The sequence below is a fragment of the Flexivirga sp. B27 genome (assembly GCF_052905685.1).
Genome location: NZ_JBPYUM010000001.1, coordinates 1,190,161 through 1,213,993, shown reverse-complemented (window position 1 = coordinate 1,213,993; position 23,833 = coordinate 1,190,161). Strand labels below are relative to the sequence as shown.

General features: G+C 68.5%; 20 protein-coding genes. 13 read left to right on the top strand and 7 right to left on the bottom strand.

Going from position 1 to position 23,833, the window contains the following annotated elements; all coding sequences use genetic code 11:
* Positions 1-3: 3 nt before the first annotated feature.
* Together treS and ACSZL9_RS05575 are read right to left on the bottom strand one after the other, a co-directional pair.
* A complete protein-coding gene (treS, locus tag ACSZL9_RS05580; RefSeq protein ID WP_446664475.1) occupies positions 4-1,725 on the bottom strand; it encodes a maltose alpha-D-glucosyltransferase in 1,722 nt (573 codons plus the stop codon).
* Between the two features lie 6 nt (positions 1,726-1,731).
* The gene (locus ACSZL9_RS05575) at positions 1,732-3,783 is read right to left on the bottom strand and encodes an alpha-1,4-glucan--maltose-1-phosphate maltosyltransferase (protein ID WP_446664474.1); all 2,052 of its coding nucleotides are present in this window, start codon (positions 3,781-3,783) and stop codon (positions 1,732-1,734) included.
* Positions 3,784-3,906: 123 nt separating this feature from the next.
* Here ACSZL9_RS05575 and glgP point away from each other — a divergent pair, with 123 nt between their 5' ends.
* Positions 3,907-6,498 (top strand): alpha-glucan family phosphorylase, encoded by a 2,592-nt coding sequence (glgP, locus tag ACSZL9_RS05570; RefSeq protein ID WP_446664473.1) that lies wholly within the window; start codon positions 3,907-3,909, stop codon positions 6,496-6,498.
* Positions 6,499-6,592: 94 nt separating this feature from the next.
* On the opposite strand, the gene ACSZL9_RS05565 is transcribed toward glgP, so the two are convergent.
* Positions 6,593-8,311 (bottom strand): thiamine pyrophosphate-dependent enzyme, encoded by a 1,719-nt coding sequence (locus ACSZL9_RS05565; protein ID WP_446664472.1) that lies wholly within the window; start codon positions 8,309-8,311, stop codon positions 6,593-6,595.
* Positions 8,308-9,864, bottom strand: a complete 1,557-nt coding sequence (locus ACSZL9_RS05560) for an FMN-binding glutamate synthase family protein (RefSeq protein ID WP_446664471.1) — start codon at positions 9,862-9,864, stop codon at positions 8,308-8,310. Before ACSZL9_RS05560 ends, ACSZL9_RS05565 begins: the two co-directional genes overlap by 4 nt.
* 128 nt (positions 9,865-9,992) lie before the next feature.
* Here ACSZL9_RS05560 and ACSZL9_RS05555 point away from each other — a divergent pair, with 128 nt between their 5' ends.
* Both ACSZL9_RS05555 and ACSZL9_RS05550 read left to right on the top strand, forming a co-directional pair.
* Positions 9,993-10,355, top strand: a complete 363-nt coding sequence (locus ACSZL9_RS05555; RefSeq protein WP_446664470.1) for a hypothetical protein — start codon at positions 9,993-9,995, stop codon at positions 10,353-10,355.
* Positions 10,356-10,398: 43 nt separating this feature from the next.
* The gene (locus ACSZL9_RS05550; RefSeq protein WP_446664469.1) at positions 10,399-10,839 is read left to right on the top strand and encodes a hypothetical protein; all 441 of its coding nucleotides are present in this window, start codon (positions 10,399-10,401) and stop codon (positions 10,837-10,839) included.
* A gap of 128 nt (positions 10,840-10,967) precedes the next feature.
* Here the strand turns inward: ACSZL9_RS05550 and ACSZL9_RS05545 are convergent, their stop codons facing one another.
* Positions 10,968-11,576, bottom strand: a complete 609-nt coding sequence (locus ACSZL9_RS05545) for a TetR/AcrR family transcriptional regulator (RefSeq protein WP_446664468.1) — start codon at positions 11,574-11,576, stop codon at positions 10,968-10,970.
* A 28-nt stretch (positions 11,577-11,604) separates the two neighbouring features.
* Here ACSZL9_RS05545 and ACSZL9_RS05540 point away from each other — a divergent pair, with 28 nt between their 5' ends.
* The 3 genes from ACSZL9_RS05540 to ACSZL9_RS05530 all read left to right on the top strand — a co-directional run bounded on the left by ACSZL9_RS05540 (position 11,605) and on the right by ACSZL9_RS05530 (position 14,750).
* Complete coding sequence (locus ACSZL9_RS05540) at positions 11,605-12,189, top strand: hypothetical protein (RefSeq protein WP_446664467.1); 585 nt, start codon at positions 11,605-11,607, stop codon at positions 12,187-12,189.
* Positions 12,190-12,239: 50 nt separating this feature from the next.
* Positions 12,240-13,256 carry a LacI family DNA-binding transcriptional regulator gene (locus ACSZL9_RS05535; RefSeq protein WP_446664466.1) on the top strand — a complete coding sequence of 339 codons (1,017 nt, stop codon included), beginning with the start codon at positions 12,240-12,242 and terminating at the stop codon, positions 13,254-13,256.
* A 120-nt stretch (positions 13,257-13,376) separates the two neighbouring features.
* A complete protein-coding gene (locus ACSZL9_RS05530) occupies positions 13,377-14,750 on the top strand; it encodes a GH1 family beta-glucosidase (protein WP_446664465.1) in 1,374 nt (457 codons plus the stop codon).
* Between the two features lie 121 nt (positions 14,751-14,871).
* On the opposite strand, the gene glgX is transcribed toward ACSZL9_RS05530, so the two are convergent.
* Positions 14,872-17,034 (bottom strand): glycogen debranching protein GlgX, encoded by a 2,163-nt coding sequence (glgX, locus tag ACSZL9_RS05525; RefSeq protein ID WP_446664464.1) that lies wholly within the window; start codon positions 17,032-17,034, stop codon positions 14,872-14,874.
* 108 nt (positions 17,035-17,142) lie between these two features.
* Here glgX and ACSZL9_RS05520 point away from each other — a divergent pair, with 108 nt between their 5' ends.
* From ACSZL9_RS05520 to ACSZL9_RS05505, 4 genes are all read left to right on the top strand, one after another.
* Positions 17,143-17,703, top strand: coding sequence for a hypothetical protein (locus ACSZL9_RS05520; RefSeq protein WP_446664463.1), 561 nt, complete (start codon positions 17,143-17,145; stop codon positions 17,701-17,703).
* Between the two features lie 103 nt (positions 17,704-17,806).
* Entirely contained in the window at positions 17,807-18,175 is a 369-nt protein-coding gene (locus tag ACSZL9_RS05515) for a hypothetical protein (protein ID WP_446664462.1), read from the top strand.
* A gap of 179 nt (positions 18,176-18,354) precedes the next feature.
* Positions 18,355-19,140: an electron transfer flavoprotein subunit beta/FixA family protein gene (locus ACSZL9_RS05510; RefSeq protein ID WP_446664461.1), complete on the top strand. Its 786-nt coding sequence runs from the start codon at positions 18,355-18,357 to the stop codon at positions 19,138-19,140.
* A gap of 108 nt (positions 19,141-19,248) precedes the next feature.
* Positions 19,249-20,205 carry an electron transfer flavoprotein subunit alpha/FixB family protein gene (locus tag ACSZL9_RS05505; RefSeq protein WP_446664460.1) on the top strand — a complete coding sequence of 319 codons (957 nt, stop codon included), beginning with the start codon at positions 19,249-19,251 and terminating at the stop codon, positions 20,203-20,205.
* 132 nt (positions 20,206-20,337) lie between these two features.
* Here the strand turns inward: ACSZL9_RS05505 and ACSZL9_RS05500 are convergent, their stop codons facing one another.
* Positions 20,338-21,111: a hypothetical protein gene (locus ACSZL9_RS05500; protein WP_446664459.1), complete on the bottom strand. Its 774-nt coding sequence runs from the start codon at positions 21,109-21,111 to the stop codon at positions 20,338-20,340.
* On the opposite strand from ACSZL9_RS05500, the gene ACSZL9_RS05495 reads away from it, so the two are divergent.
* The 3 genes from ACSZL9_RS05495 to mnmA all read left to right on the top strand — a co-directional run bounded on the left by ACSZL9_RS05495 (position 21,080) and on the right by mnmA (position 23,780).
* The gene (locus tag ACSZL9_RS05495; RefSeq protein WP_446664458.1) at positions 21,080-21,412 is read left to right on the top strand and encodes a hypothetical protein; all 333 of its coding nucleotides are present in this window, start codon (positions 21,080-21,082) and stop codon (positions 21,410-21,412) included. The genes ACSZL9_RS05500 and ACSZL9_RS05495 overlap by 32 nt on opposite strands.
* Before the next feature lie 89 nt (positions 21,413-21,501).
* On the top strand, positions 21,502-22,704 hold the full coding sequence (locus tag ACSZL9_RS05490) for a cysteine desulfurase family protein (RefSeq protein ID WP_446664457.1): 1,203 nt from the start codon (positions 21,502-21,504) through the stop codon (positions 22,702-22,704).
* Entirely contained in the window at positions 22,704-23,780 is a 1,077-nt protein-coding gene (mnmA, locus tag ACSZL9_RS05485; RefSeq protein WP_446664456.1) for a tRNA 2-thiouridine(34) synthase MnmA, read from the top strand. The genes ACSZL9_RS05490 and mnmA overlap by 1 nt, the downstream gene beginning before the upstream one ends.
* The last annotated feature ends 53 nt before the right edge of the window (positions 23,781-23,833 follow it).

Genomic DNA, 23,833 nt, shown 5'->3' with positions numbered 1-23,833 from the left:
CGCTCAGTCGCTCTCCGGCAGCTGCAACCCGAGCCAGAAGAAGTCGCGTGACCCGAGCGTCAGCGTGAGCGATCCGTCGGCGCCGACCGGGGTGAAGTAGACGCCCCCGAACAGGTCGCGCAGGCGGGCGCCGGCGAAGCGCTCCGGCAGGTTCAGCGTCACCGACTGCGGCCGGCCGGAGACGTTGTTGACACACAACACCGACCGGGTCTCGATCTCGTCGTCCGGGTCGTCGTCGGCGTGCACCGTCCGGGTGAAGGCCAGGATCGTGTCGTTCTCGGTATCGACGGCTTCGTAGTCGCCGAGCCCGAAGACGGGGTACTGCTTGCGGATCGCCAGCATCTCCCGGACCCAGTGCAGCAACGACGACGTCGACTCCATCTGCGCCTCGACGTTCACGTTGTTGTAGTGATAGACGAGGCTGGAAATGATTGGCAGATAAAGCTTTCCGGGGTCTGCGGTGGAGAAGCCGGCGTTGCGGTCCGGGGTCCACTGCATCGGCGTGCGCACCGCGTCGCGATCCTGCAGCCAGATGTTGTCGCCCATGCCGATCTCGTCGCCGTAGTAGAGGCACGGCGACCCGGGCAGCGACAACAGCAGTGCGTGGATCAGCTCGGTCTCGGCGCGCGAGTTGTCCAGCAACGTCGCGAGCCGGCGCCGGATGCCGACGTTGGCACGCATCCGCGGGTCGGGGGCGTACCAGCCGTACATCGCCGCGCGCTCGTCCGGCGTGACCATCTCCAGGGTCAGCTCGTCGTGGTTGCGCAGGAAGGTGCCCCACTGACCGCCACGCGGGATCTGGGGTGTCTCGGCCATCACCTCGTGGATGCGGGTCGCCTTCTCGTCACGCAGCGCGTAGTAGAGCCGCGGCATGATCGGGAAGTGGAAGCACATGTGGCACTCGGGGTCGGCCTCGGTGCCGAAGTAGTCCACCACCTCGTCGGGCATCTGGTTTGCCTCGGCGAGCAGCATCCGGCCGGGGTATTCATCGTCGACCATCGCGCGCAGCTTGGCGATAAATTCGTGTGTCTTGGGGTGGTTTTCGCCGCTGTGGCCCTCCTCGATGTAGAGGTAGGGGATCGCGTCCAGCCGGAACCCGTCGATGCCCAGGTCCATCCAGAAGCGCACGATGTCGAAGATCTCCTCGTGCACCGCTTCGTTCTCGAAGTTGAGGTCGGGCTGGTGGGAGAAGAAGCGGTGCCAGAAGAACTCGCGTCGCACCGGGTCGAAGGTCCAGTTGGAGACCTCGGTGTCGACGAAGATGATGCGCGCGTCGGCATACTTCTCGTCGGTGTCGGACCACATGTAGTAGTCGCCGTAGGGCCCGTCCGGCTCCGAGCGCGACGCCTGGAACCACGGGTGCTGGTCGCTGGTGTGGTTGATGACCAGGTCGGTCAGGATGCGTATGCCGCGGGCGTGTGCCTGCGAGACCAGCTCGGTGAACTCCGGCAGCGTGCCGAACTCCGGCAGCACCGCCTTGTAGTCGGCGATGTCGTAACCGCCGTCGCGCAGCGGCGAGGCGTAGAACGGCGGGATCCACAGGCAGTCGACGCCGAGCCACTGCAGGTAGTCGAGCCGGTTGATCAGCCCGGTGAAGTCACCGGAGCCGTTGCCGGTCGTGTCGCCGAAGGCGCGGACCAGCACTTCGTAGAAGACCGCCTTGCGGAACCACTGCGGGTCGTGCCGCAGGCCGGGCTGCGGGAGGTTGAAACCTGTTGCGGGCACGGTGGATCAAAACCTCCTGAGGTGGACGATGTGCAGTGGCTCGGTGTCGGGCCCGAGGCGGACGTAGTTGTCGGCGCCCCACTGCCAGCTGGCGTCGCTGAGCAGGTCGTGTGCGACGAAACGGTCGCCCGACTCGAGCCCGAGGGCACCCATGTCGAGGCGCACCGTCGACTCCCGCGTCGCGTGCGGGTCGGTGTTGGCGACGACGATGACGACGTCGTCGCCGTGCTTCTTGGAGAACGCCAGCATCTGCTGGTCGTCGACATGGTGGAAGGTGATGTTGCGCAACCAGTGCAACGCCGGGTGCTGGTGACGAATCTCGTTGAGCCGCTTGAGGAACGGCGCGAGCGACTGCCCCTCGCGGTCGCCGCCTTCCTCGTAACGGGACCACTCACGGTCCTTGTACTGGTATTTCTCGTTGTCGATCTGCTCCTCGGCGCCGGGCCGCGCGACGTGCTCGATCAGCTCGTAGCCGGCGTAGATGCCGTAGGTGGGGGAGAGCGTCGCCGCCAGCGCAGCGCGCAGCTTCCACGCGGTCGGCCCGCCATACTGCATGTATGGCGTGAGGATGTCGTGCGTCGTCGGCCAGAAGCTGGGCCGCATGTATGCCGCGGACTCGCGCGCCAATTCCTCGACATACTCACGCAATTCGGCTGCTTCGTTGCGCCAGGCGTAGTAGGTGTAGCTCTGCTGGAAGCCGACCTTGGCCAGGGTCGCCATCATCGCCGGACGGGTGAACGCCTCGGCCAGCCAGATGACGTCCGGGTGGTCCTTCGCGACATCGCTGATCAGCCACTGCCAGAACTCCACCGGCTTGGTGTGCGGGTTGTCGACGCGGAAGATCGTCACGCCGTGGTCGATCCAGACCTGCACGACGCGGCGCACCTCGGCGTAGATGCCGTCCGGGTCGTTGTCGAAATTGACCGGGTAGATGTCCTGGTATTTCTTCGGCGGGTTCTCGGCATACGCGATCGAGCCGTCGGCGCGGGTGGTGAACCACTCCGGGTGCTCGGCGACCCAGGGGTGGTCGGGGGAGCACTGCAGCGCCAGGTCGAGCGCGACCTCCAGCCCCTGCTTGCGGGCAGCCGCGACGAACGCGTCGAAGTCCTCGAACGTGCCGAGGTCCGGATGGATCGCGTCGTGCCCGCCGTCCGCATCGCCGATCGCGTATGGCGAGCCGGGGTCGTCCGGGCCTGCGGTGAGGGTGTTGTTGGGACCCTTGCGATTGGTCTCACCGATGGGATGCACCGGTGTCAGGTAGACCACGTCGAAACCCATGTCGGAGATCGCGGGCAGGCGTTTGGCGGCGGTCCGCAGCGTGCCGGTCGTCCATGTGCCGGTCTTCTCGTCGAAGTGGGCGCCCTCGCTGCGCGGGAAGATCTCGTACCACGCGCCATACAGCGCACGCTCCCGCTCCACCAGCCAGGTGTATGCCGGGCTCGGGCTGACCCAGTCACGCAACGGGGCCGAGAGCATCACTCGTCGCACCTCGTCCGAGGTGCCCGCCGAGATCCGCGCGCCGGGCGGTTGCTCGGCGTCACGCAGTCCGGTGATGGCGGCGGTCAGCGTCTTCCGGCCTGCGGCGTCGTGTTCCACCTCGCGCACTGCTCGTTCGAGTAGGCGCGCGCCCTCCTCCAGCATGACCTCGGTGTCGACGTCCGCTGCGATCTTGATCACGGCGTCATGGGTCCAGGTGGCGTAGGGATCGGACCAGCCCTCGACGCAGTAGGACCAGCTTCCGGGGCGATCCGCGCTCACGACACAACGCCAGGCGTCCAGCCCGGGGTTGGTGCAGGTCATCGGGACGTGGTGCACGACACCGTCCGGGTCGGTGAGGGCCGCGGTCGCGTTCACCGCGTCGTGTCCCTCCCGGAAGACCGTCGCGGTGACCGGAAACGACTCTCCGACAACGGATTTCGTCGCGAACTGGCCGCCGTTGACCGCCGGCTGGACGTCGACGACAGGGATCCGGCCGACATCCCGCAGGGGTCGGTCGAGCGAGCTCGGGTCACGCTGGGTGGTCGGCCGCGCCGCAGCGGCCGGCTGCTGATCAGTCACCTGAGCGACGCTACACAATCGACGGGTGCCACGGACAGCACTCTCGCCGGTGCGATCTGTCGGCCCGGAGAGGTCGGTGGAACGAACTTCGCGAGGGCGCCCGGCGCCCTTACCATCGGTGCCGTGAGAGCCATTCGTCGTTTCAATGTCCGCACCGCACTGCCCGAGCAGTTGGCCCCGCTGTCGGATCTCGCGACCAACCTGCGTTGGTCCTGGCACGCCCGCACCCGCGACCTGTTCCGGGACATGGACCCGGTCGTCTGGGACCGCGTGCACGGTGACCCGGTCGCGCTGCTGGCCGGGCTGACCCCGCAGCGGCTGGCCGCGCTCGCCGCCGACGAGGAGTTCGTCGCCCGGGTCCGCGCTGCCGCCGAGGGTTTGTCGGCATACCTGACGACGCCGTCCTGGTATGACGGCTTCGCGAAAGAGCGTCCCGCCTCGATCGCCTACTTCAGTGCCGAGTTCGGCATCACGCACGTGCTGCCGCAGTATTCCGGCGGCTTGGGCATCCTGGCCGGCGATCACCTGAAGTCGGCCAGTGACCTCGGCGTGCCGATCGTCGGTGTCGGGCTCTTCTACAAGGAGGGCTACTTCACCCAGCAGCTGTCCGGTGACGGCTGGCAGCTGGAGACCTACCCGCTGCTCGACCCGGACGGACTCCCGCTGACGCTGCTGCGCGAGGCCGACGGCACGCCGGTCGACATCACCCTGGCGTTGCCGGAGGACCGCACGCTGCATGCGCGAGTATGGCGCGCGCAGGTCGGCCGGGTGCCGCTGCTGCTGCTCGACTCCGACGTCGAAGCCAACGATGCGTCGGCCCGCGAGCTGACCTCGCGACTGTATGGCGGCGGCGGTGACCAGCGCCTGCAGCAGGAGCTGCTGCTGGGCGTCGGTGGCGTGCGTGCGCTGCGTGCCTGGAGTCGGCTGACTGACGCCCCGGCGCCGGAGGTCTACCACTGCAACGAGGGCCACGCCGGGTTCCTGTCCGTGGAGCGGATGCGCGAGCTGGTGACCGAGACCGGACTGGACTTCGAGCAGGCCCGTCGCGCCGTGCGCGCCAGCAACGTCTTCACCACACACACCCCGGTGCCGGCCGGCATCGACCGGTTCGACGCCGAGCGGGTGCAGGCGCACTTCAGCGGCAGCGCCGCGCTGCAGGGTGTGCCCGCCGAGCAGATCCTGCACCTGGGTGCCGAGGACTACGAGGGCGGCCAGGACGGCATCTTCAACATGGCGGTGATGGGCCTGCGGATGGCGCAGCGCAGCAACGGCGTGTCCGAGTTGCACGGCGCGGTCAGCCGCTCGATGTTCGATCAGCTATGGCCCGGTTTCGATGACGATGAGGTGCCGATCACCAGCATCACCAACGGTGTTCACGCTCCGACCTGGATGGACCCGCGGGTGATCGAGCTGGGGCGCAAATACCTCGGGGAGTCCGACGTGCGGACCGCCATCGGCTGGGACCGGGTGGGCCGCGTCCCGCGCGCCGAGCTGTGGGCGGTCAAGCGCGAGTTGCGCCGGCAGCTGGTCCTGGACGTGCGCGAGCGGGTGCGCGACTCGGCACACGTCCGTGGCGCCAGCGACGCCGAGCTCGGCTGGCTGGACAATCTGCTCGACCCGGACGTGCTGACCATCGGGTTCGCGCGACGGGTGCCGACATACAAGCGACTCACGCTGATGCTGCGCGACCCCGAGCGGCTCACGAAGCTGCTGCTGGACCCGGAGCGTCCGGTGCAGCTGGTCATCGCCGGCAAGTCGCACCCCGCGGACGAGACGGGCAAGCGGCTCATCCAGGAGATGGTGCAGTTCACCGACGACCCGAAGCTGCGGCAGCGGATCGTCTTCCTGCCCAACTACGACATGCAGATGGCACAGACCCTGATGCCCGGTGTCGACGTGTGGCTCAACAACCCGCTGCGGCCCTACGAGGCGTCCGGGACCTCCGGGATGAAGGCCGCGCTCAACGGCGCCCTGAACCTGTCGATCCTCGACGGCTGGTGGGACGAGTGGTTCGACGGCAGCAACGGCTGGGCGATCCCGTCCGCGGACCCGGCGCACGACACCGAGAGCTCGACGATGGACCCCGAGCGGCGGGACGACCTCGAGGCCGCCGCGCTCTACGACCTCATCGAGACACAGGTGGCCGCGCGGTTCTACGACCTGGACACGCAGGGCATCCCGCAGCGCTGGCTCGAGATGGTCGAGCACACCATGGCGGTGCTCGGCCCGAAGGTGCTGGCAACACGGATGGTCCGTGACTACACGACCAAGCTCTACACGCCGGCTGCCGTCGCCGGACGGGCCGCCGCCGGTGACGACTTCGCAGTCGCGAAGGACCTTGCGGCATACAGCGAGCAGGCGCGGGAAGCCTTCTCGCAGTTGCGGATCGAGCATGTCGAGGCCGACGGCGTCACCGACGTGCCGCTGCTCGGCGAGCGTTTGTCGGTGCGGGCGTATGTCGCACTGGCCGGCCTGCGGCCCGACCAGGTGCTGGTGCAGGTCGTGCACGGTCGCGCGAGCGACAGCGACGAGCTGCACGACATCGACACCACCGAGCTCTACCCGGTCGAGGATCTCGGTGACGGCCGCGCGCGTTTCGAGGGCGCCGTGACCCTCGGCCGGACCGGCGCGTTCGGCTACACCGTCCGCGTGCTCCCGCGGCACCCCGGTCTGGCGAATGTCGCCGAGCTCGGCCTGGTCGTCAACGCCTCCTGACCGAGAGGCGCACGAAACGACCGAGGGGAGTACGAAAACGGGTGGTTTTCGTACTCCCCTCGGTCGACAAGTACTCCTCGGCCAGGTAGGGGTGCTACCTGCTCTCGAGGAATTCCTTCGACTTGGCGATCGCGAATCCCCACGCCTGTGCGGTCGTCGGCTTCGGCGGCAGTGCGATCTCGTCGGGATTGGTCAGGAAATCCAGCAGGAACGGTCCGTCGTGCGCCAGGGCCTCCTGGACGGCGGCATCCACGTCGTTCGCGTCGGCGACCCGGCGTGATTCCAGTCCGAGCGATGCTGCGACCCCGGCCAGGTCCGGGTTGTCCAGCTGCGTGCCGAACTCCGGCAGACCGCCCTCCTCCTGCTCGAGCTTGACCATGCCGAGCCGTCCGTTGTCGTAGACGACGAACGTCACCGGTAGCCGATAGCTCACGGCGGTCCGCAGATCGCCGAGCAGCATCATCAGCCCGCCGTCGCCGCAGTTGGCGATCACCTGACGGCTCCGGTCCACCGCCTGTATGCCGAGTGCCTGCGGCATCGCATTCGCCATCGAACCCAGGTTGTAGGAGCCGATCAGCTTGCGGTCACCCCGCATCTGCACGAAGCGGCTGATCCAGACCGACGACATACCCGTGTCGCTGGTGAAGACCGCGTCGTCGGACGCATGCCGGTTCAGGGCGGCCGCGACGAGCTCCGGCCGGATGCGTTCATCCGGGTTGTCTGCCTTGCTGCGCAGCTTGCCGAGGAACTTCCGGTCGTGACGTGGATCGGTCAGCCGAGCCTGGTCCTCGAGCCATCCGGCATACGCGCTGGTTGCAGTCTTCAGGTGCTTGTCACTGCGCTTGGCCGTCAGTAACGGCTCCAGCGCGCGCAGAGTCGGCCCTGCATGCCCGACCAGACCGTGGTCGACCGGGGTACGACGACCGATGTGGCCGGCGCGGGAGTTGAGCGCGATGACCGTCTTGCCCTCCGGATACCAGTCCCGGTAGGGAAAGTCGGTGCCGATCAGGAAGAGGGTGTCGCAGTCGTCGAAGGCCTTCTTGGTGGACGGATTGCCGATCAGACCGGACTGGCCGATCTGGTAGGGGTTGTCCGCATCGAGGCCGGCCTTCGCCTTGAGGGTCAACACCATGGGGGCTTTCAACGTCTCGGCGAGTGACAACACCTCGTCGCGGTCCTGTGCGGCTCCACAACCGACGAGCAGGGTGACCTTGTCGGCATCGTTGAGCACCTCGGCAGCAGCGCGGACCTCGTCCGCCGGAGCGGCGACCTCCGCGGACCGGGGAGCGAACTGCGGGTCCCTGCTGTCCTCGACCTCCAGCGAGCCGACGTCCCCGGGCAGCGTCAGCACCGCCACCCCCTGCTCGGCGTATGCCGTGTTGACCGCCTGCTCGAGCAGTTGCGGCAGCTGCCCGGAGCTGGTGACAGTTTGCGCGAAGTCGCTGACGTCGGCGAAGAGGACGTCGTTGTTGACCTCCTGGAAGAAGTCGGTGCCGATGTCGGGCGTCGGCACCTGTCCGCAGATCGCCAACACCGGGGCGTGAGATTTCTTCGCGTCATACAGACCGTTGAGCAGGTGGATCGAGCCGGGGCCGACGGTGCCCATACAGACCCCGATGCGACCGGTGAGCTGTGCCTGCGCGCCGGCCGCGAACGCGGCGGCTTCCTCGTGACGCACCCCGATCCACTCGATGCCGTCCTGTCGCCGGATGGCGTCGGTCACCGGGTTGAGTGCATCGCCCACCACGCCCCACACCTGGGTGACGCCGTGGTCGGCCAGTGCCGCGACGATGAGTTCGGCGACGGTGCTCATGCGGTCCTCCCCTCTCCGGCCCGGTAGACCGACAGTTGCGGGCTGAAGCTGTCGGCGCTCGCGGCCTGCCAGTCCGCCACCCACTCGTGCGGTGCGCCCTGCAGCAGCTCACCAGGTTGCAACCAGGTGAACAGCTCGGCGTAGCTACGACTTTCATTGGGCGAGATGTTGTGCCGGAGCATGTGCGGGCTGAGCTCGTGCGGCGCCCGGGCACCCAGCGTGGCCATGATCTGTGCTGCCTGCTCGACCGTTGCCTTGTGATAGCGATGCACTCGCTCGCTCTTGCTGGGCACGTCGAGCGCCCGGGCACGCCGCTTGTTCTGCGTGGCCACACCGACAGGGCACTTGCCGGTGTGGCATTCCTGTGCCTGGATGCAGCCGATCGCCATCATCATGGCGCGCGCGGAGTTGGTGTAGTCGGCCCCTTGGATCAGGCGCTTGACGATGTCGGCGCCGCCCGCGACCTTGCCGCTGGCGCCCAGCTTGATGCTGTCCCGCAGGCCGGTCCCGACCAGCGCGTTGTGCACCGTCATCAGGCCGTGGGTGAGCGACATACCCACGTGGTCCTCGTATTCCAGCGGTGCCGCGCCAGTGCCGCCCTCCGAGCCGTCGACGATGATGAAGTCAGGTGCGGTGCCGACCTCGCGGATCGCCTTGCAGATCGCCAGCACGTCGCGCCGGGATCCGACGCAGAGTTTGAAGCCGGCCGGTTTGCCGCCGCTGAGCTCCCGCATCTTCGCGATGAATTCGATGAGTTCGACCGGCGTGGAGAAGACCCTGTGTCGTGCTGGGCTGACGCACTTCTCGCCCTCCGGGACGCCGCGGAACTTCGCGATCTCGGCGGTGACCTTGGCGGCCGGCAGTACGCCGCCGATACCGGGCTTGGCGCCCTGGCTGAGCTTGAGCGACACACACTTGACCTGGTCCTCGGATGCTTTGTCCTGGAAGAGTTCCGGGTCGAAGTCGCCGTCCTTGGTGCGGGTGCCGAAGTAGCCCGAGCCGATCTCCCAGACCAGATCGCCGCCATGCTCCTGGTGGTATGGCGTCAGCCCGCCCTCGCCGGTGTCGTGCGCGAAGCCGCCGAGCTTCGCACCCTTGTTGAGTGCACGGATCGCGTTGGCGGACAGGGCGCCGAAGCTCATCGCGGAGACGTTGAGCAGTGACATGTCGTAGGGCTGTGAGCAGTCGGGTCCGCCGATGCGGACCCGCGGCGGAGTGTCGGGTGCTTCCAAGGGTGCGGTCGAGTGGACCAGGGCTTCGTAACCTGCTCGCTCGACGTCCCGCTCGGTCCCGAACGGCTGCTCGCCGTGAGTGCCCTTGGCGCGCTGGTAGATGACCGAGCGGGTGTCACGGTCGAACGGCCGGCCGTCCCAGTTGCGCTCGATGAAGTACTGCTGGATCTCGGGCCGGATGTCCTCCAGCAGATACCGCATGTGACCGAGCACCGGGTAGTTGCGCAGCACCGAGTGCTGGCGCTGCACCACGTCGCGCACTGCCAGGCCGACGATCGATCCTGCCGCGGCGGCCGTCGTCACTTGCTGCCATCGCACCATGCGTTTGCTCCTCTTCGTCATCGTCCGACCCGGCCGGACCGTCGGGCCGAGGGGTAGTGGCTTGCCCGGTCATGGTGCGTGTCGCGGCTGCGTGGAAGCTGAGTCGGCCGTGTCCGTACGATGTTCGGGTGCTGCTGCCCCTCACCACCGTGCTTATCGCATTGCTTGCGGTGTTGGCCATCTATGCAGCGATATTGACCCTGCGCGGCCGTCCGGTCGACAACCCGATGTTCTACCTCGCCTGCGCAGCGGAGATTGCCGTCATCGCGCAGCTGGTCGTCGGCTTCGTGCGTCTGGAGGATGCCGACTCGCACATGTCCAAGGGGCTGTTCATCGCCTATCTCGCCGGTCTGGTGTGTGTCCTGCCGGTCGCCGGGTTCTGGGGTGTCGCGGAGCGTGAATCCCGTTGGGGGACAGGCGTTCTGCTGGTAGCGACGCTCGGTCTGCTGGTGATGGTCGCCCGCCTCCTACAGCTCTGGAACGGACAATGACAGCATGCGAGGTTTCTTCCGATGATGCTCGGCCAGGAATGACATGACGTCCAAGAACACAACAGCGGCACGGATCAACAGCGGCCCGGGTCGCATGCTGGTGGCCGTCTACGGCCTGCTCGGCCTGGCCGCGACCGGGCGGTCGATCATGCAGATCGCGCAGACCTGGCCCGACCAGCACCTTCCGTACTGGCTGTCGGCAGTGGCGGCAGTGGTCTATCTGGTCGCGACCGTCGCGCTCGCTCGCGGCGACCGGGCCAGCGCGCGAGTCGCCCTGGCAACCATCAGTTTCGAGCTCTTCGGCGTCATCGCGGTCGGCATCTGGTCGTATGCCGACAAGGCTGCGTTCGTCGCCCAGGGCAGCGCCGGTGACACGACGGTCTGGTCAAAATTCGGTCAGGGCTACGGCTACGTCCCGCTGATCCTGCCGATCCTCGGGCTCTGGTGGTTGCGACACAACCTGAATCGTCCTGGCCGAGCCTGAACGATTTCACGACGTCACCTCGGGGGCGTGCACGAGTCTCCCCAGTGTCGGGGTGTGTGCGGGTATGCCGGGTCCGGGCGTGCACAACTCTCCCCAGGGGAGGCGCGTGACCGGGGCACCGGCGTGCATCAGCCCTTGGCCGGCCCGCCGACTCCGAGGATCGCCCGGGTGGACACCCGCACAGCGTCATCCAGCCAGGCGGGCACCGCGGCGGTCTGGTCACGCCGACCGACATACGGCCGGACCAGCCCGTAAGGGCTCTGCTGGCAGGCCGTGCGGACGACGTCCAGCCGATGTTGCGTGGCCCGGCCGTAATAGCTCCTCGTCAGGTGGGTCATCGTCTCGAGGACATCGTCGTTGAGGTGCCGCACCTCGTCGGCCACCTCTGCAGGAGCCTGCGCCGCCGCGACCTTCTGTCGGTAGAGCGTCAGTGCGAATGCCTGCGCGGGGTGCTCGCGGCAGTAGCGGACCACGTGGACTGCCGCGGATTCGAGTGCGTGCGCGGCATCGGGCGACCCGTCCGGCTTGAACAGTCCGCGCTGGAAGGTCCGGATCTCGCGGATCCACAGGCGGATCAGCAACTCTTCACGCGATCCGAAGCGGTGGTAGATCGAGCCGACCGGCGCCCCCGCGGACGCTGCGATCTGGCCGATCGTCGCATCACGACCGTGCGTGTGGACGCTGCTGCATGCGGCGTCGAGTAGATCATCGTCGGTGAATTTTGCGGGTCTTGCCATGGCAGGCAGCCTAGCGTAATTTACGAGTATGAATTCTAGAAGGCATATTCTAAAAACTCCGTCCAGGGACATCACCCCGTGGTCACGCCGGGACGGCGACTGGCTGGTCAGCGTGCACCGCCGGCGGGTGGATGCCGAGCTGGCGGACCGGCTCCTGCTGGCGTTGCTCGATCCGTCGGCGCGGATCTGGCCCGGCGACGTGTGGCCGCAGCTGGTGCTCGACGACGGGCTGAACGTCGGCTCGACAGGCGGGCACGGGCCGATTCGCTACCACGTGATCGAGTCCGAGCCGGACCGCGTGCGCTTCCAATTCGACGAACTCGACGGCTGGCACGAGTTTCGTCTCGAGGCCGACGCCGTCGTCCACGAGGCGCGGATCCGGCGGCCGTCAGCGCAGGTTCGGCTCTTCGTGATCCAGTTGCACGACGCTCTGCTGGAGCACCTCCTGGACGACGTCGCGCACGGTGGCGGCCACTACCCGGCGAGACGATGGCCGCAGGGCACCCGATGGCGGTATGTCGTTGCGTCCGCCGGCCGGCGCCGCAAGCGCGTGCCCGCGGCCCGCACGATCGGGGCGGCGGCTGCCCGCCGTTCGTGGCCGGTGGCGCGCTGATCCCGAGTACGTTGGCCAGGTCGAGTATCGGACGGGCCGATGGAGGGCTGATGGCGCACAAGGCGACGATGGCCGACATCGCCCATCGGTTGGGCATCTCGCGCGCCGCGGTCTCCTACGCGCTCAACGGACAACCGGGCGTCGCGGAGGACACCAGAGCCCGCGTCCTCGACCTCGCGGTCGAGCTCGGCTGGCACCCCAGCGCCAGCGCGAAGGCCCTGGGCGGCTCCGCCATCAAGGTGATCGGGCTGGCTCTCTCCCGGCCGACGGACACCTTCGCCGTCGATTCCTTCTTCTTCGAGTTCCTGGCAGGGGTCGAGAGTGTGCTCGAGGAGCGGGGCTGGAGCCTGCTCCTGCGTGTCATCGGTGACAAGCCCGCGGTCGAGATCGAGACCTACCGACGCTGGTGGGGGGAGGGTCGGATCGACGGCGTCATCCTGGTCGACGAGCGCCATCGGGACGAACGCGTCGCTGCAGTCGAGGAGATCGGGTTGCCCGCCGTGCTCTGCGGTGGCCCGCGCGACAACAGCACGTTGCCGTGCATCTGGACCGACCAGGCTGCCGATGCGGCGTTGATCGTCGATCACCTTGCGGGTCTCGGCCACACGCGGATCGCGCACGTGACCGGGCCGCAGGCTTTCGTCCACGAGCGGGCCCGTCGGGGCGGTCTGCAGGCGGCGGCCGGCGTGCACGGTATGTCGGTGACCTCGCTGGAAGGCAGTTACGGCCCCGAGAGTGCCCGACGGGCGGTCTGTCAGCTGCTCGACCGGCTGGATCGGCCGACCGCGATGGTCTTCGCCAACGACCACATGTCCGTCGCCGCGCTGCGGGCGCTGCGGGCGGCGGGAGTTGCCGTCCCAGGCGAGATTTCCGTTGTGAGCTGGGACGATTCGCCGCTGACGCGCGCGGTCGATCCTGAGCTCACTGCGCTGAGTCGCGACAACGTGGCCTACGGCCGGAAGGCCGCCGCAGCGCTGCTCGACCTGGTCGCGGGCGCCCACCCCGGGCATGTCGCCGTGCCGGGCTCGCAGTTGCAGGTGCGGGAGAGCTCGGGTCGGCCGGCCTGAGTCGTCGCCGCGCACGGCAGTTTGCGGCAACACCTTCACTTAATCGCGTAAGTATGATCGGATGCCCGCATCCGATCTTTCCCGCCCACGCCCCAGGAGCCCCTGGAGAGGAGCACCACCGTGACAGCTCAGTTCCCGCCCGACTTCGTCTTCGGCGCAGCGACGGCGTCATACCAGATCGAAGGCGCAGTGGCTGAGGACGGCCGACGGCCTTCGATCTGGGACACGTTCAGCCACACGCCCGGCAAGGTGGTGGCGGACGAGAACGGCGACATCGCCTGCGATCACTACCACCGGTTCGGCGAGGACATCGAGCTCATGCGGCAGCTCGGCCTCGACAGCTATCGCTTCTCGCTCGCGTGGCCCCGGATCAAGCCCGACGACGGACCGGTCAACGCCGCAGGCCTGGCGTTCTACGACAAGCTCGTCGACGAGCTGCTCGCGGCCGGCATCGAGCCTGCGGCCACGCTCTATCACTGGGACCTGCCGCAGGCGCTGGAGGACCGCGGCGGCTGGCGGGAGCGCTCGACCGCCGAGCAGTTCGCGGAGTATGCCGCGGTGGCGGCCGAGCACCTGGGAGACCGGGTGAAGCGGTGGATCACCCTCAACGAGCCCTTCTGCTCCTCGATCCTCGGTTACTCCGAGGGCGTCCACGCGCCGGGAGTGCAGGAGGGTGAGGGCGCGCTCAAGGCCGCCCACCATCTGATGCTCGCTCACGGCCTGGCCGCTCAGCGGGTCCGCGCTGCTGTGCCGGACGCTGAGGTCGGCATCACGCTGAATCTTGCTTCGGTGCAACAGGTCTCGGACTCACAGGCCGACGCGGACGCAGCGCGCCGCAGCATGTTGATCGACAACCTGATCTTCACCGAGCCGGTGCTGAAGGGGACATACCCGGCCCTCGCACGCGAGGTCTGGGCAGGCATCACCGACTTCTCCTGGATCCAGGACTGCGACCTGGCGACCGCCCACCAGCCGCTGGACTTCCTTGGGGTCAACTTCTACTTCCCGACCCGTCCCAAGGCGGTCGCGCACGACGAGCCCGACCCGGCGAAGCGGGTGGCTTCCGACCTCGGCACCGAGCAGGTCATCCATGAGGGGGAGTACCTCACCGAGATGGGCTGGCCGGTCGACGCCGACGCGTTCACCGCACTGTTCACCTGGCTGCGTGACGAGTACGGCGACGCGTTGCCCCCGATCTACGTCACCGAGAACGGCATCGCCTGCCCCGATGTGGTCGGCCCGGACGGCACCGTCGACGACCAGGACCGGATCCGGTATGTGGGCGACCATCTCGCGGCGGTCCGGTCGGCGATGGACCAGGGCGTCGATATACGCGGTTATTACCTGTGGTCGCTGATGGACAACTTCGAGTGGGCGCGTGGCTATCAGCCCCGCTTCGGCCTGGTGCACGTCGATTACGAGACGCAGCAGCGCACTCCCAAGGCCAGCTTCGGCTGGTATCGCGACGTCATCGCCACCCACGAAGTGGAGTAGCAATGCTGGTCGAGTGCCGGAGGAGCGCAGCGGGGGAGGTGTATCGAGACCACATTCGGTGGTCTCGATACGCGATTCCCCCGCTGCGCTCCTCCATCGCTACTCGACCAGCATGACGGTGCTACGCGCCCAGGAGTATGGCGAAAGACCCGGCCCGGACCGGCAGCTCGTCACCGACCGGCACCGTCATGCTGGGCAGCTCGTCCGGCCGCTCGCACGCGCTGTCCCAGGCCAACTGCCACGCGTCGACCCCGCGTTGCTCGGGCACCCGGACGGCGGTGTCTCGCGCACTTCCGTTGAGTACCAACAGGATTCGGTCGTCGTCGACGTCCGACCCGTCGAAGACCACCTGGAGGATCCGGGTGCCGGGGTCGTTCCACTGGTCCGCGGTGAGGATCGACCCGTCTGCGCCGTGCCAGTGCAGCGCGGCGAGCGCGTCCCCGTCGATGGGGTCGCCGGGGAAGAACGTGCGCTGTCGCAGCACGGGGTGCGCAGTGCGGAACTCGGACAGGAACGCCGTGGTGTCGATCAGGTCTCGCTGCCGGTCGGTCAACTCCCAGTCGTACCAACTGATCTCGTTGTCCTGGCAGTAGGCGTTGTTGTTGCCGTGCTGGGTGCGGCCGAACTCGTCACCGCCCAGCAGCATCGGCACCCCGGCCGACACGAGCATCGTCGCCAGCAGGTTGCGGATCGCGCGGCGGCGGAGCGCCTCGATGTCGTCACCGGCCGACTCGTGCCCTTCGACGCCGAAGTTCCACGACCGGTTGTCGCTGCTGCCGTCGCGGTTGTCCTCGCCGTTCGCCTCGTTGTGTTTCTCGTCGTATGCCGTCAGGTCGGCGGCTGTGAAGCCGTCGTGCGTCGTGACGATGTTGATCGACGCCAGCGGCGAGCGTGACCCGAAGAGGTCACGCGACCCGGCGATGCGCGTCCCGAGATCGCTGACGCCGTGGCCTCCGTGACCGGCGGAGTCGGCGGCCAGATCGGTCAGCCAGAAGCTACGCACCGTGTCACGGAAGCGGTCGTTCCAGTCCGCGAACGGACTCGGAAACTGTCCGGTGCGCCACCCGTGCGAGCCGACGTCCCACGGCTCGGCGATCAGCTTCACCCGCGACAGCACCGGGTCGGTGCGCAGCGCCATCAGGAAGGGATGATCGGGGTGGAAGGCGTCGTCCAGCCCGCGCGCGAGTGCCGGCGCGAGGTCGAAGCGGAAGCCGTCGACACGCATCTCGGCCGCCCAGTAGCGGAGCGAATCCAGCACCATACGAACGGTTTCCGGGTGTCGCATGTCGAGGGTGTTGCCGCAGCCCGTGACGTCCACGTCGTTGCCGCGCTCGTCGAGCCGGTAGTAGGACTGTGACGACAGGCCACGCCACGACAACGTCGCACCACTGCCGCTGCCCTGCTCGCAGGTGTGGTTGTAGACGACGTCGAGGATCACCTCGATGCCGGCCGCGTGCAGCAGCTTCACCATGCCCTTGAACTCGTGGATGGCCTCCTGCGGGGACTGCGCCGACGCATACGCGGGGTGCGGCGCGAAGAAGCCGAGCGTGTTGTAGCCCCAGTAGTTCGTCAGGCCCCGCTGCACCAGCTGCGGCTCGGAGGTGAAGGCGTGCACCGGCAGCAGCTCGACGGCGGTCACCCCGAGTCGGGTGAGGTGCGCGATCGTCGCGGGGTGCGCGACACCGGCATACGTCCCGCGCAGGTGCTCCGGCACTTCGGGCAGCTGCTCGGTCAATCCGCGCACGTGCGTCTCGTAGATCAGCGTGCGATCCCACGGGGTGTGCGGCGGCCGGTCGTCTCCCCAGTCGAAACCGTTGCCGATGACCACGCTGCGGGCGGTGTATGGCGCGCTGTCCCTGCCGTCCTGCACGCCACCGTCGCCGCTCAGACTGTCGTCGACCGTGTGCCCGAAAACCTCCGGGCACCAGTCGATTTCGCCCACGACACCGCGCGCGTACGGGTCGAGCAACAGCTTCGCGGCGTTGTAGCGGTGCCCGTGCGTCGGATCCCACGGGCCGTGTGCGCGGTAGCCGTAGAGCTGGCCGACGCCGATGCCGGGAACGTGCCCGGCCCAGACCCCGTGCGCGTGCTCGTGCAACGCGACCCGGCGTTCGGTGCTGGTCTCGTCGGTGCCGGCCCCGTCGAAGAGGCAGACCTCGACAGCGGTCGCGCTCCCGGCATACACACTGAATTCGACGCCCTCGGCGTCCGCAGTCGCGCCGAACGCCGGGGGAGCGTCGGGTGAGGTGCGGGCGATGGCGGTCTCGTTCGTGGGTTCGGGCACCCACCGGAGGGTAGTCATCTCCGGGCTGTCGGCCCGGGAAGTGCCGCTCACCGGCCCGGTGAACCCGGGAAGTGCCGCCCGGTGCCACGGTGAAGTAGCGTGGCCCACATGACAGATCCGACTTCCTTGCCCAACTTCTCCCCGCCCGCGCCCGAGTCTGCCGGTGGGTCCGGTGCACCGGCCGCAGACGGCCAGTTGCAGAAGCGCGTGCTGGACGCGTTGCAGGGGGAGGGCTTCCGTCCCGAGGTCGACGCCGACGGCGACGTCAGCTACAAGGTCGAGGGCCAGCAGCTCTTCGTGCGCTGCGTCGACGGCGAGCCCGCGATGATGCGCGTCTTCGGCCAGTGGCAGATCACCGACGACCTGCCGCAGGACATCACCAAGCAGTTGCTCGCTGCCAACGACGTGTCGCTGAGCCTCAACATCGTCAAGACCGGCCTGGCCAACGGCAACCTCATCGTCACCGGTGAGCATCTGGTCGCAGCCGGCGACGACGTGGCCGCGCTGGTCCAGTCGACCACGCAGATGGTGTTGACCGCCGTCCAGCTGTGGCACCAGGCCGTCACCAGCGACGGTCCGCACGCCGCGAACTCCGACCAGCCGCCGGCGGTCGCGCAGACGATGGCGCAGGCTGCTCAGGGCGACGCCGAGGACGGCCAGCAGCAGTAGGACCGCAACAAGAGTTCGTCCCGATCACCTACACCGAGGCCGGTGGTGGCGCTAGTCTCTGCGTCACCACCGGCCTCGGTGGCGTTCAGACCGAAAGGCGGAGATGAGCACCGATCAGATCCCGGTCAGCCCGGGTAGCGCGGCGGCCGACCGCAGTCGGCTGGTGGCGATCACGGTCGCGGTCGTCGGACTGGTCGGCATGTTCGTGGCGCTGCTGGGATGGACCGGCATCGCCAAGGAGGTCGACAGCACCGCCGGCGTGCCGCCGTGGCTGATCTTCGTCGTCGGCGCGGTGATCGTCGTCGGCGCGGCCGTCTTCGACCTGGCGGCCGGGACGCGCTCCGACGTCTTCGTCGTGGCTCCCGGTCAGCGGCTGAGCACCCTGCAATTCGTGCTCAACAAGCTCGCCCCGTGGATCATCGTCGCGCTGACGGTCGTCGGCATGATCATCATCTGGATCCGCCAGCGCTGAGCCGGCACCGAGCCGGGGGCGTTTCTCGAGCGTTGTTACTCGCGGGTAGCATGCTGTCGGCGACGGTCCGCCGGACCCGGCATACCATCGCCGCAGCGAAGGCGCCGCTCAGGCTCCAATCGTGACCGCTGACTGACGTCAGACACTCGCACCCGTGAGAAGAAGAGGACAAAAGACGCATGAACATCGTGGTCTGTGTCAAGTACGTGCCGGATGCGCAAGCCGACCGCACGTTCAATGAAGACAACACGACGGATCGTTCGAACGTGGATGGTCTGTTGTCCGAGCTCGACGAGTATGCCGTTGAGGAAGCTCTGAAGATCGTCGAAGCCGGGGAGGGCGAGGTGACGGTCGTGACCGTCGGCCCGGAGGCCGCCTCGGACGCGATCAAGAAGGCGTTGCAGATGGGTGCGCACAAGGGCGTGCACGTGCTGGACGACGCGATCCACGGCTCGGATGCGCCGGCGACCTCGCTGGTGCTGGCCGAGGCGATCAAGAAGGCCACCGACGGCAAGCCGGAGCTGGTGCTGATGGGCCTGGCGTCCACCGACGGCACGATGAGCGTGGTCCCGGCGATGCTGGCCGAGCGCCTGGGCCTGCCGCAGGTGACGCAGCTGTCGACCCTCGAGGTCGCCGACGGAGTGGTGAAGGGCCGCCGCGACTCCGATGTCGCGTCCGACTCCTTCGAGTCGCCGCTGCCGGCGGTCGTCTCGGTGACCGACCAGATCAGCGAGCCGCGCTACCCCTCCTTCAAGGGCATCATGGCGGCCAAGAAGAAGCCGGTCGAGACCTGGTCGCTGGCCGACCTGGGCGTCGACACCGGGCAGGTCGGGCTGGACAACGCCGCGACCAAGGTCCTGTCCTTCCAGGCCCGTCCGCCGCGTGAGCAGGGCGAGATCGTCACCGATGAGGGCGACGGCGGCACCAAGCTGGCCGAGTTCCTCGCCAAGGCAAAACTGATCTAGTCGCCCTTGGCAGGCACTCCTCCTCCGGGTGGGCTCGCAGGCTCGCCCGACCGGCATCGTCGTACCTGCGATCCCGACTGACTTACAGAAATTGCAAGGAGATTCATCATGGCTGAAGTCCTGGTTCTGGTCGATCACACCGACGGACAGGTCAAGAAGAACACCGCCGAGCTGCTGACGCTCGCGCGTGCGCTGGGTGAGCCGGCAGCGGTCTTCATCGGCGGCAACGTCGAGGCCGCCCGCCCGCGGCTGGCGCAGTTCGGCGCCGGCAAGGTCTACGTGGTGGACAACCCCGACGTCACCGGTGCCATCGCGGCGCCGTTGGCCGAGGCGCTGGCCGCGGTTGCCGAGCAGGCGAGCCCGGCCGCGGTCCTGCTGCCGACCAGCGGTGTCAACAAGGAGGCCGGTGCGCGCCTCGCGATCAAGACCGGCGGCGGTGTCATCACCGACGCCACCAATGTCGAGGCCGGTGACGGTGGCGTGCAGACCACGCAGTCGGCGTTCGCCTCCAACTACACGGTGACGTCCCTGGTCACCAAGTCCCCGGCGATCGTGACCGTCAAGGCCAACGCGACCGCGCCGAAGGCCGAGCAGGCCGGCGCCACCGTGGTCCCGGTCGAGGTCACCGTCTCCGACGTGGCCAAGGCAGCGAAGATCACCGGCACCGAGGCCAAGGAGAAGTCCGGCCGTCCCGAGCTGACCGACGCCCAGATCGTGGTGTCCGGCGGTCGTGGCACCGGCGGCGACTTCGGTCCGGTCGAGGCCTTCGCCGACACGCTGGGTGCCGCCGTCGGTGCGTCGCGCGCCGCGGTCGACGCCGGCTGGTACCCCCACTCCAACCAGGTGGGTCAGACCGGCAAGCAGGTCAGCCCGCAGCTGTATGTCGCCGCCGGCATCTCCGGTGCGATCCAGCACCGCGCCGGGATGCAGACGTCCAAGACGATCGTCGCGGTCAACAAGGACGAGGAAGCCCCGATCTTCGAGTTGGTCGACTTCGGCGTGGTCGGTGACCTGTTCACCGTGCTGCCGCAGGCCGACGAGGCGGTGAAGGCCGCCAAGAGCTGAGGCGTCACCCCCGTGCCCGCTCCTGACCGAGCGGACACGCAATTACCGAGCGGACCGGATAATCAACCCGATTATCCGGTCCGCTCGGTGTGTTTCCGGTCCCCTCGATGTGCGGGGGACCGGCCGACAGACCTACGTCAGCGGCTTCAGCGTGAGTTTCGGGTCCGACCACACCGACTCGGCCTTCGAGCCACCGGGTTTGGTCAGCTGCAGCAGTTTCAGACCGTGTATGGCGCTGTCCTTCGGCACCCAGAACACGATCGTGTAGTCCTTCGAGTGCCCCTTCTTCACCAGCGCGCTGGTCAGCGTCTGGCCGGCGCTGGTGTCGGAGCTGCGACACAGCCGGCCCGACCCGTCGACCAGGGCGAAGGAGCGCCGGTCGACATACGCATCGGCGCCGTCGGCGCTCACCCGCAGCTTCACGTCGATCGCGTCGACGTTGTTGGGCTGGGTCGGACCGGGGTCGAAGGCGCGGCGGTGCGGCGTGCCGGCGCGCACCGACATCGAGACGACGTCGTCACCGTGCCGGATGGTCTTGCCGAACGATCCCTTGTCGGCCCCGGACGTCTTCAGCGCGGACTTCTCACCGTCGCAGGAGTCCGTCGACCGACTCGGCGCGGGAGTCTTGGCGTCCGCGCGCCACGCGAGGCTGGCGGAGTCGGCCCCCGTCGCGGGCAGGTAGCGCACCATGAGCAGGTTCGACGCCACCGACTTCGGGACGAGGAAGGCGACATATCCGGAGCCGGACTTCGCCTCGTCGACGGTGAGCGCGACGAAGCCGCCGGCGAGTGGGTTGATGGACGGCTGCTTGCAGCTGTGCCCCGCGCGGTCCACGAGCTCGAACTGGCCGTGGTCGATCGCGAAGGTGCCGTTGGTGCGGACGGCGGCCTTGACCGGCACCTGCACCAGCCGATATCCGTCGCGGCCCGAGGGCACGCTGCTCACCCGTGGCCGGCCGGCGCTGATCTCCAGCGCGGACGAGGACCCGGTCGGCGCAGCGGTGCCGAACGGCAGGGGCGTGCCGGTGAAGTTCGCCGCCGACGTACTCGAGCACTTGCTCGGCCCGGTCGACCCGGTCGATGCGCCGCTCCCGTTCGGGGAGGCGGCGCTCCCGCCGGACGAACCGCAGCCCGCCAGTCCGAACGTCGCCGCGCACGCGACGGCTGCGACGGCTGTGCGTGACCGAGTCAGAGAACGACCTGCGTGAAGTGACACACGGCATAGTCTGGCAAACCCCGCTGCCGCACCGGTTCACCGGACGCCGTTGCCCGCTGCGGTCGCGCGTACGCTTGACGGGTGAATTCCTCGGCATACCTCGACCACGCGGCGACGACCCCGACCCGCCCGGAGGTCGTCGCAGCGATCAGCGAGCAACTCGTCGCAGGCGGGAACGCCTCGTCGTTGCACACCGTGGGCCGGGCGGCCCGCAAGGTCGTCGAGGAGTCCCGTGAGGCCGTCGCGCGGGCCCTGGGGTGCGGCCCCTCGGAGGTCGTCTTCACCTCCGGAGGCACCGAGTCGGACAACCTGGCGGTCAAGGGCACCTTCTGGCACCGCCGCGCGCAGGACCCGCGCCGCACTCGGGTGCTGGTCGGCACCACCGAGCACCACGCGGTCCTGGACGCCGTGGAGCACCTCGTGGATCACGACGGGGCCACCGTCGACTGGATCGAGGTCGACCGCCTCGGCCGCAGCGACCCCGCACAGGTGCGTGAGCTGATCGAGCGGGACCCGGCGTCGGTCGCGCTGGTGTCGATGATGTGGGCCAACAATGAGGTGGGCACGATCCAGCCGGTGGCCGACGTCGCGGCTGTGGCGCACGAGCACGGCATACCGATGCACACCGACGCGGTGCAGGCAGTCGGTCAGGTCCCGGTCGACTTCACCGCGTCGGGCGCGGACCTGCTCACCGCGAGCGCGCACAAGTTCGGCGGACCGCTGGGCGCCGGTGTGCTCCTCGCCCGCCGGGACGCCGCACTGACGCCGATCACCCACGGTGGTGGCCAGGAGCGCCAGTTGCGCAGCGGCACCCTCAACACCCCGGGCATCAGGGGTATGGCGCTCGCGGCGTCGCTCGCGACACAGGATCTCCCGGGGGAGCAGGACCGGCTCGCTGCGTTGCGGGACAAGCTGATTCGCGGTGCGCTCGACCTCGGGCTGGACATCGAGGTGACCGGTGCCCACGAGGTCGGCAACGTGTCCGCGCGACTGGCCGGCAACGCACACCTGCGGGTGCCCGGCTGCGACGGTGACTCGCTGCTCTACCTGCTGGACGCCGCGGGCATCGAGTGTTCGACCGGCTCGGCATGTCAGGCGGGCGTGCCGCAACCCAGCCACGTCCTGCTGGCGATGGGCATCAGCGAGGACGATGCACGCGGCGCGCTGCGCCTCACGCTGGGGCACACCTCGACCGACGCCGACGTGGCGGCGTTCCTCGAAGCGCTGCCGGCCGCCGTCGAGCGGGCCCGCCGCGCTCGGTCGGCGAGCAGGGGTGGTCGCTGATGCGGGTGGTCGCTGCGATGAGCGGCGGGGTCGACTCGGCAGTCGCCGCCGCCCGGATGGTCGACGCCGGTCACGAGGTGGTCGGTGTGCACCTGGCACTGTCCCAATCCGCAGCAACACTGCGCGAATCCGCGCGCGGCTGCTGCACGATCGAGGACGCTGGCGACGCCCGCCGGGTGGCCGACCGGGTCGGCATACCTTTCTATGTCTGGGACATGGCACAGCGGTTCAAGGAGGACGTGGTCGAGGACTTCGTCGCCGAATACACCGCCGGGCGCACGCCCAACCCGTGCCTGCGCTGCAACGAGCGGATCAAGTTCGCGGCCCTGCTGGACAAGGCACTCGCGCTCGGATTCGACGCGGTCGCGACCGGTCACTACGCGCAGATCGTCGACGGCCCGAACGGCCGTGAGCTGCACCGCGCGGTCGACATGGCCAAGGACCAGTCCTACGTGCTCGGCGTTCTGGATGCCGACCAGCTGGCCCGGTCGTTCTTCCCGCTGGGCGACACGACCAAGCCGCAGATCCGCGAGGAGGCCGCAGCGCGTGGCTTCTCGGTCGCGAAGAAGCCCGACAGCCACGACATCTGCTTCATCGCCGACGGCGACACCAAGGGCTGGTTGACCAAGCGGCTCGGCGAGCAGCCGGGTGACATCGTCGACAGCGACGGTGAGGTGGTGGGGCAGCACCAGGGTGCCTTCGCCTACACCGTCGGGCAGCGCCGCGGACTCGGTCTGCAGGTGCCGCGCGAGGACGGCGCGAAGCGTTACGTCGTCGACGTGCAGCCCAGCACCAACACCGTCGTGGTGGGCACGCAGGACCTGCTCGGCATCGACGTCGTCATCGGAGAGCACGCCCGGTGGTGCGGTTCCGCACCGACCGGTGAGCTGCAGGTGGGCGCCCAATTGCGAGCGCACGGAGAGGAATTCCCGGCCACGGCCGTCGCCGACGGTGACCGGGTGACGGTGCGGCTCGACCAGCGGGCACGCGGGGTCGCGCCCGGCCAGTCCGTCGTCCTGTATGACGGCACCCGGGTCGTCGGGTCCGCGACGATCACCGCCACCGACCGCGCCTGAGCGGCTCGGCCCCGCCCGCTCGGGCGCGTCTGGGAGCACTGCTCCGCAGCGGC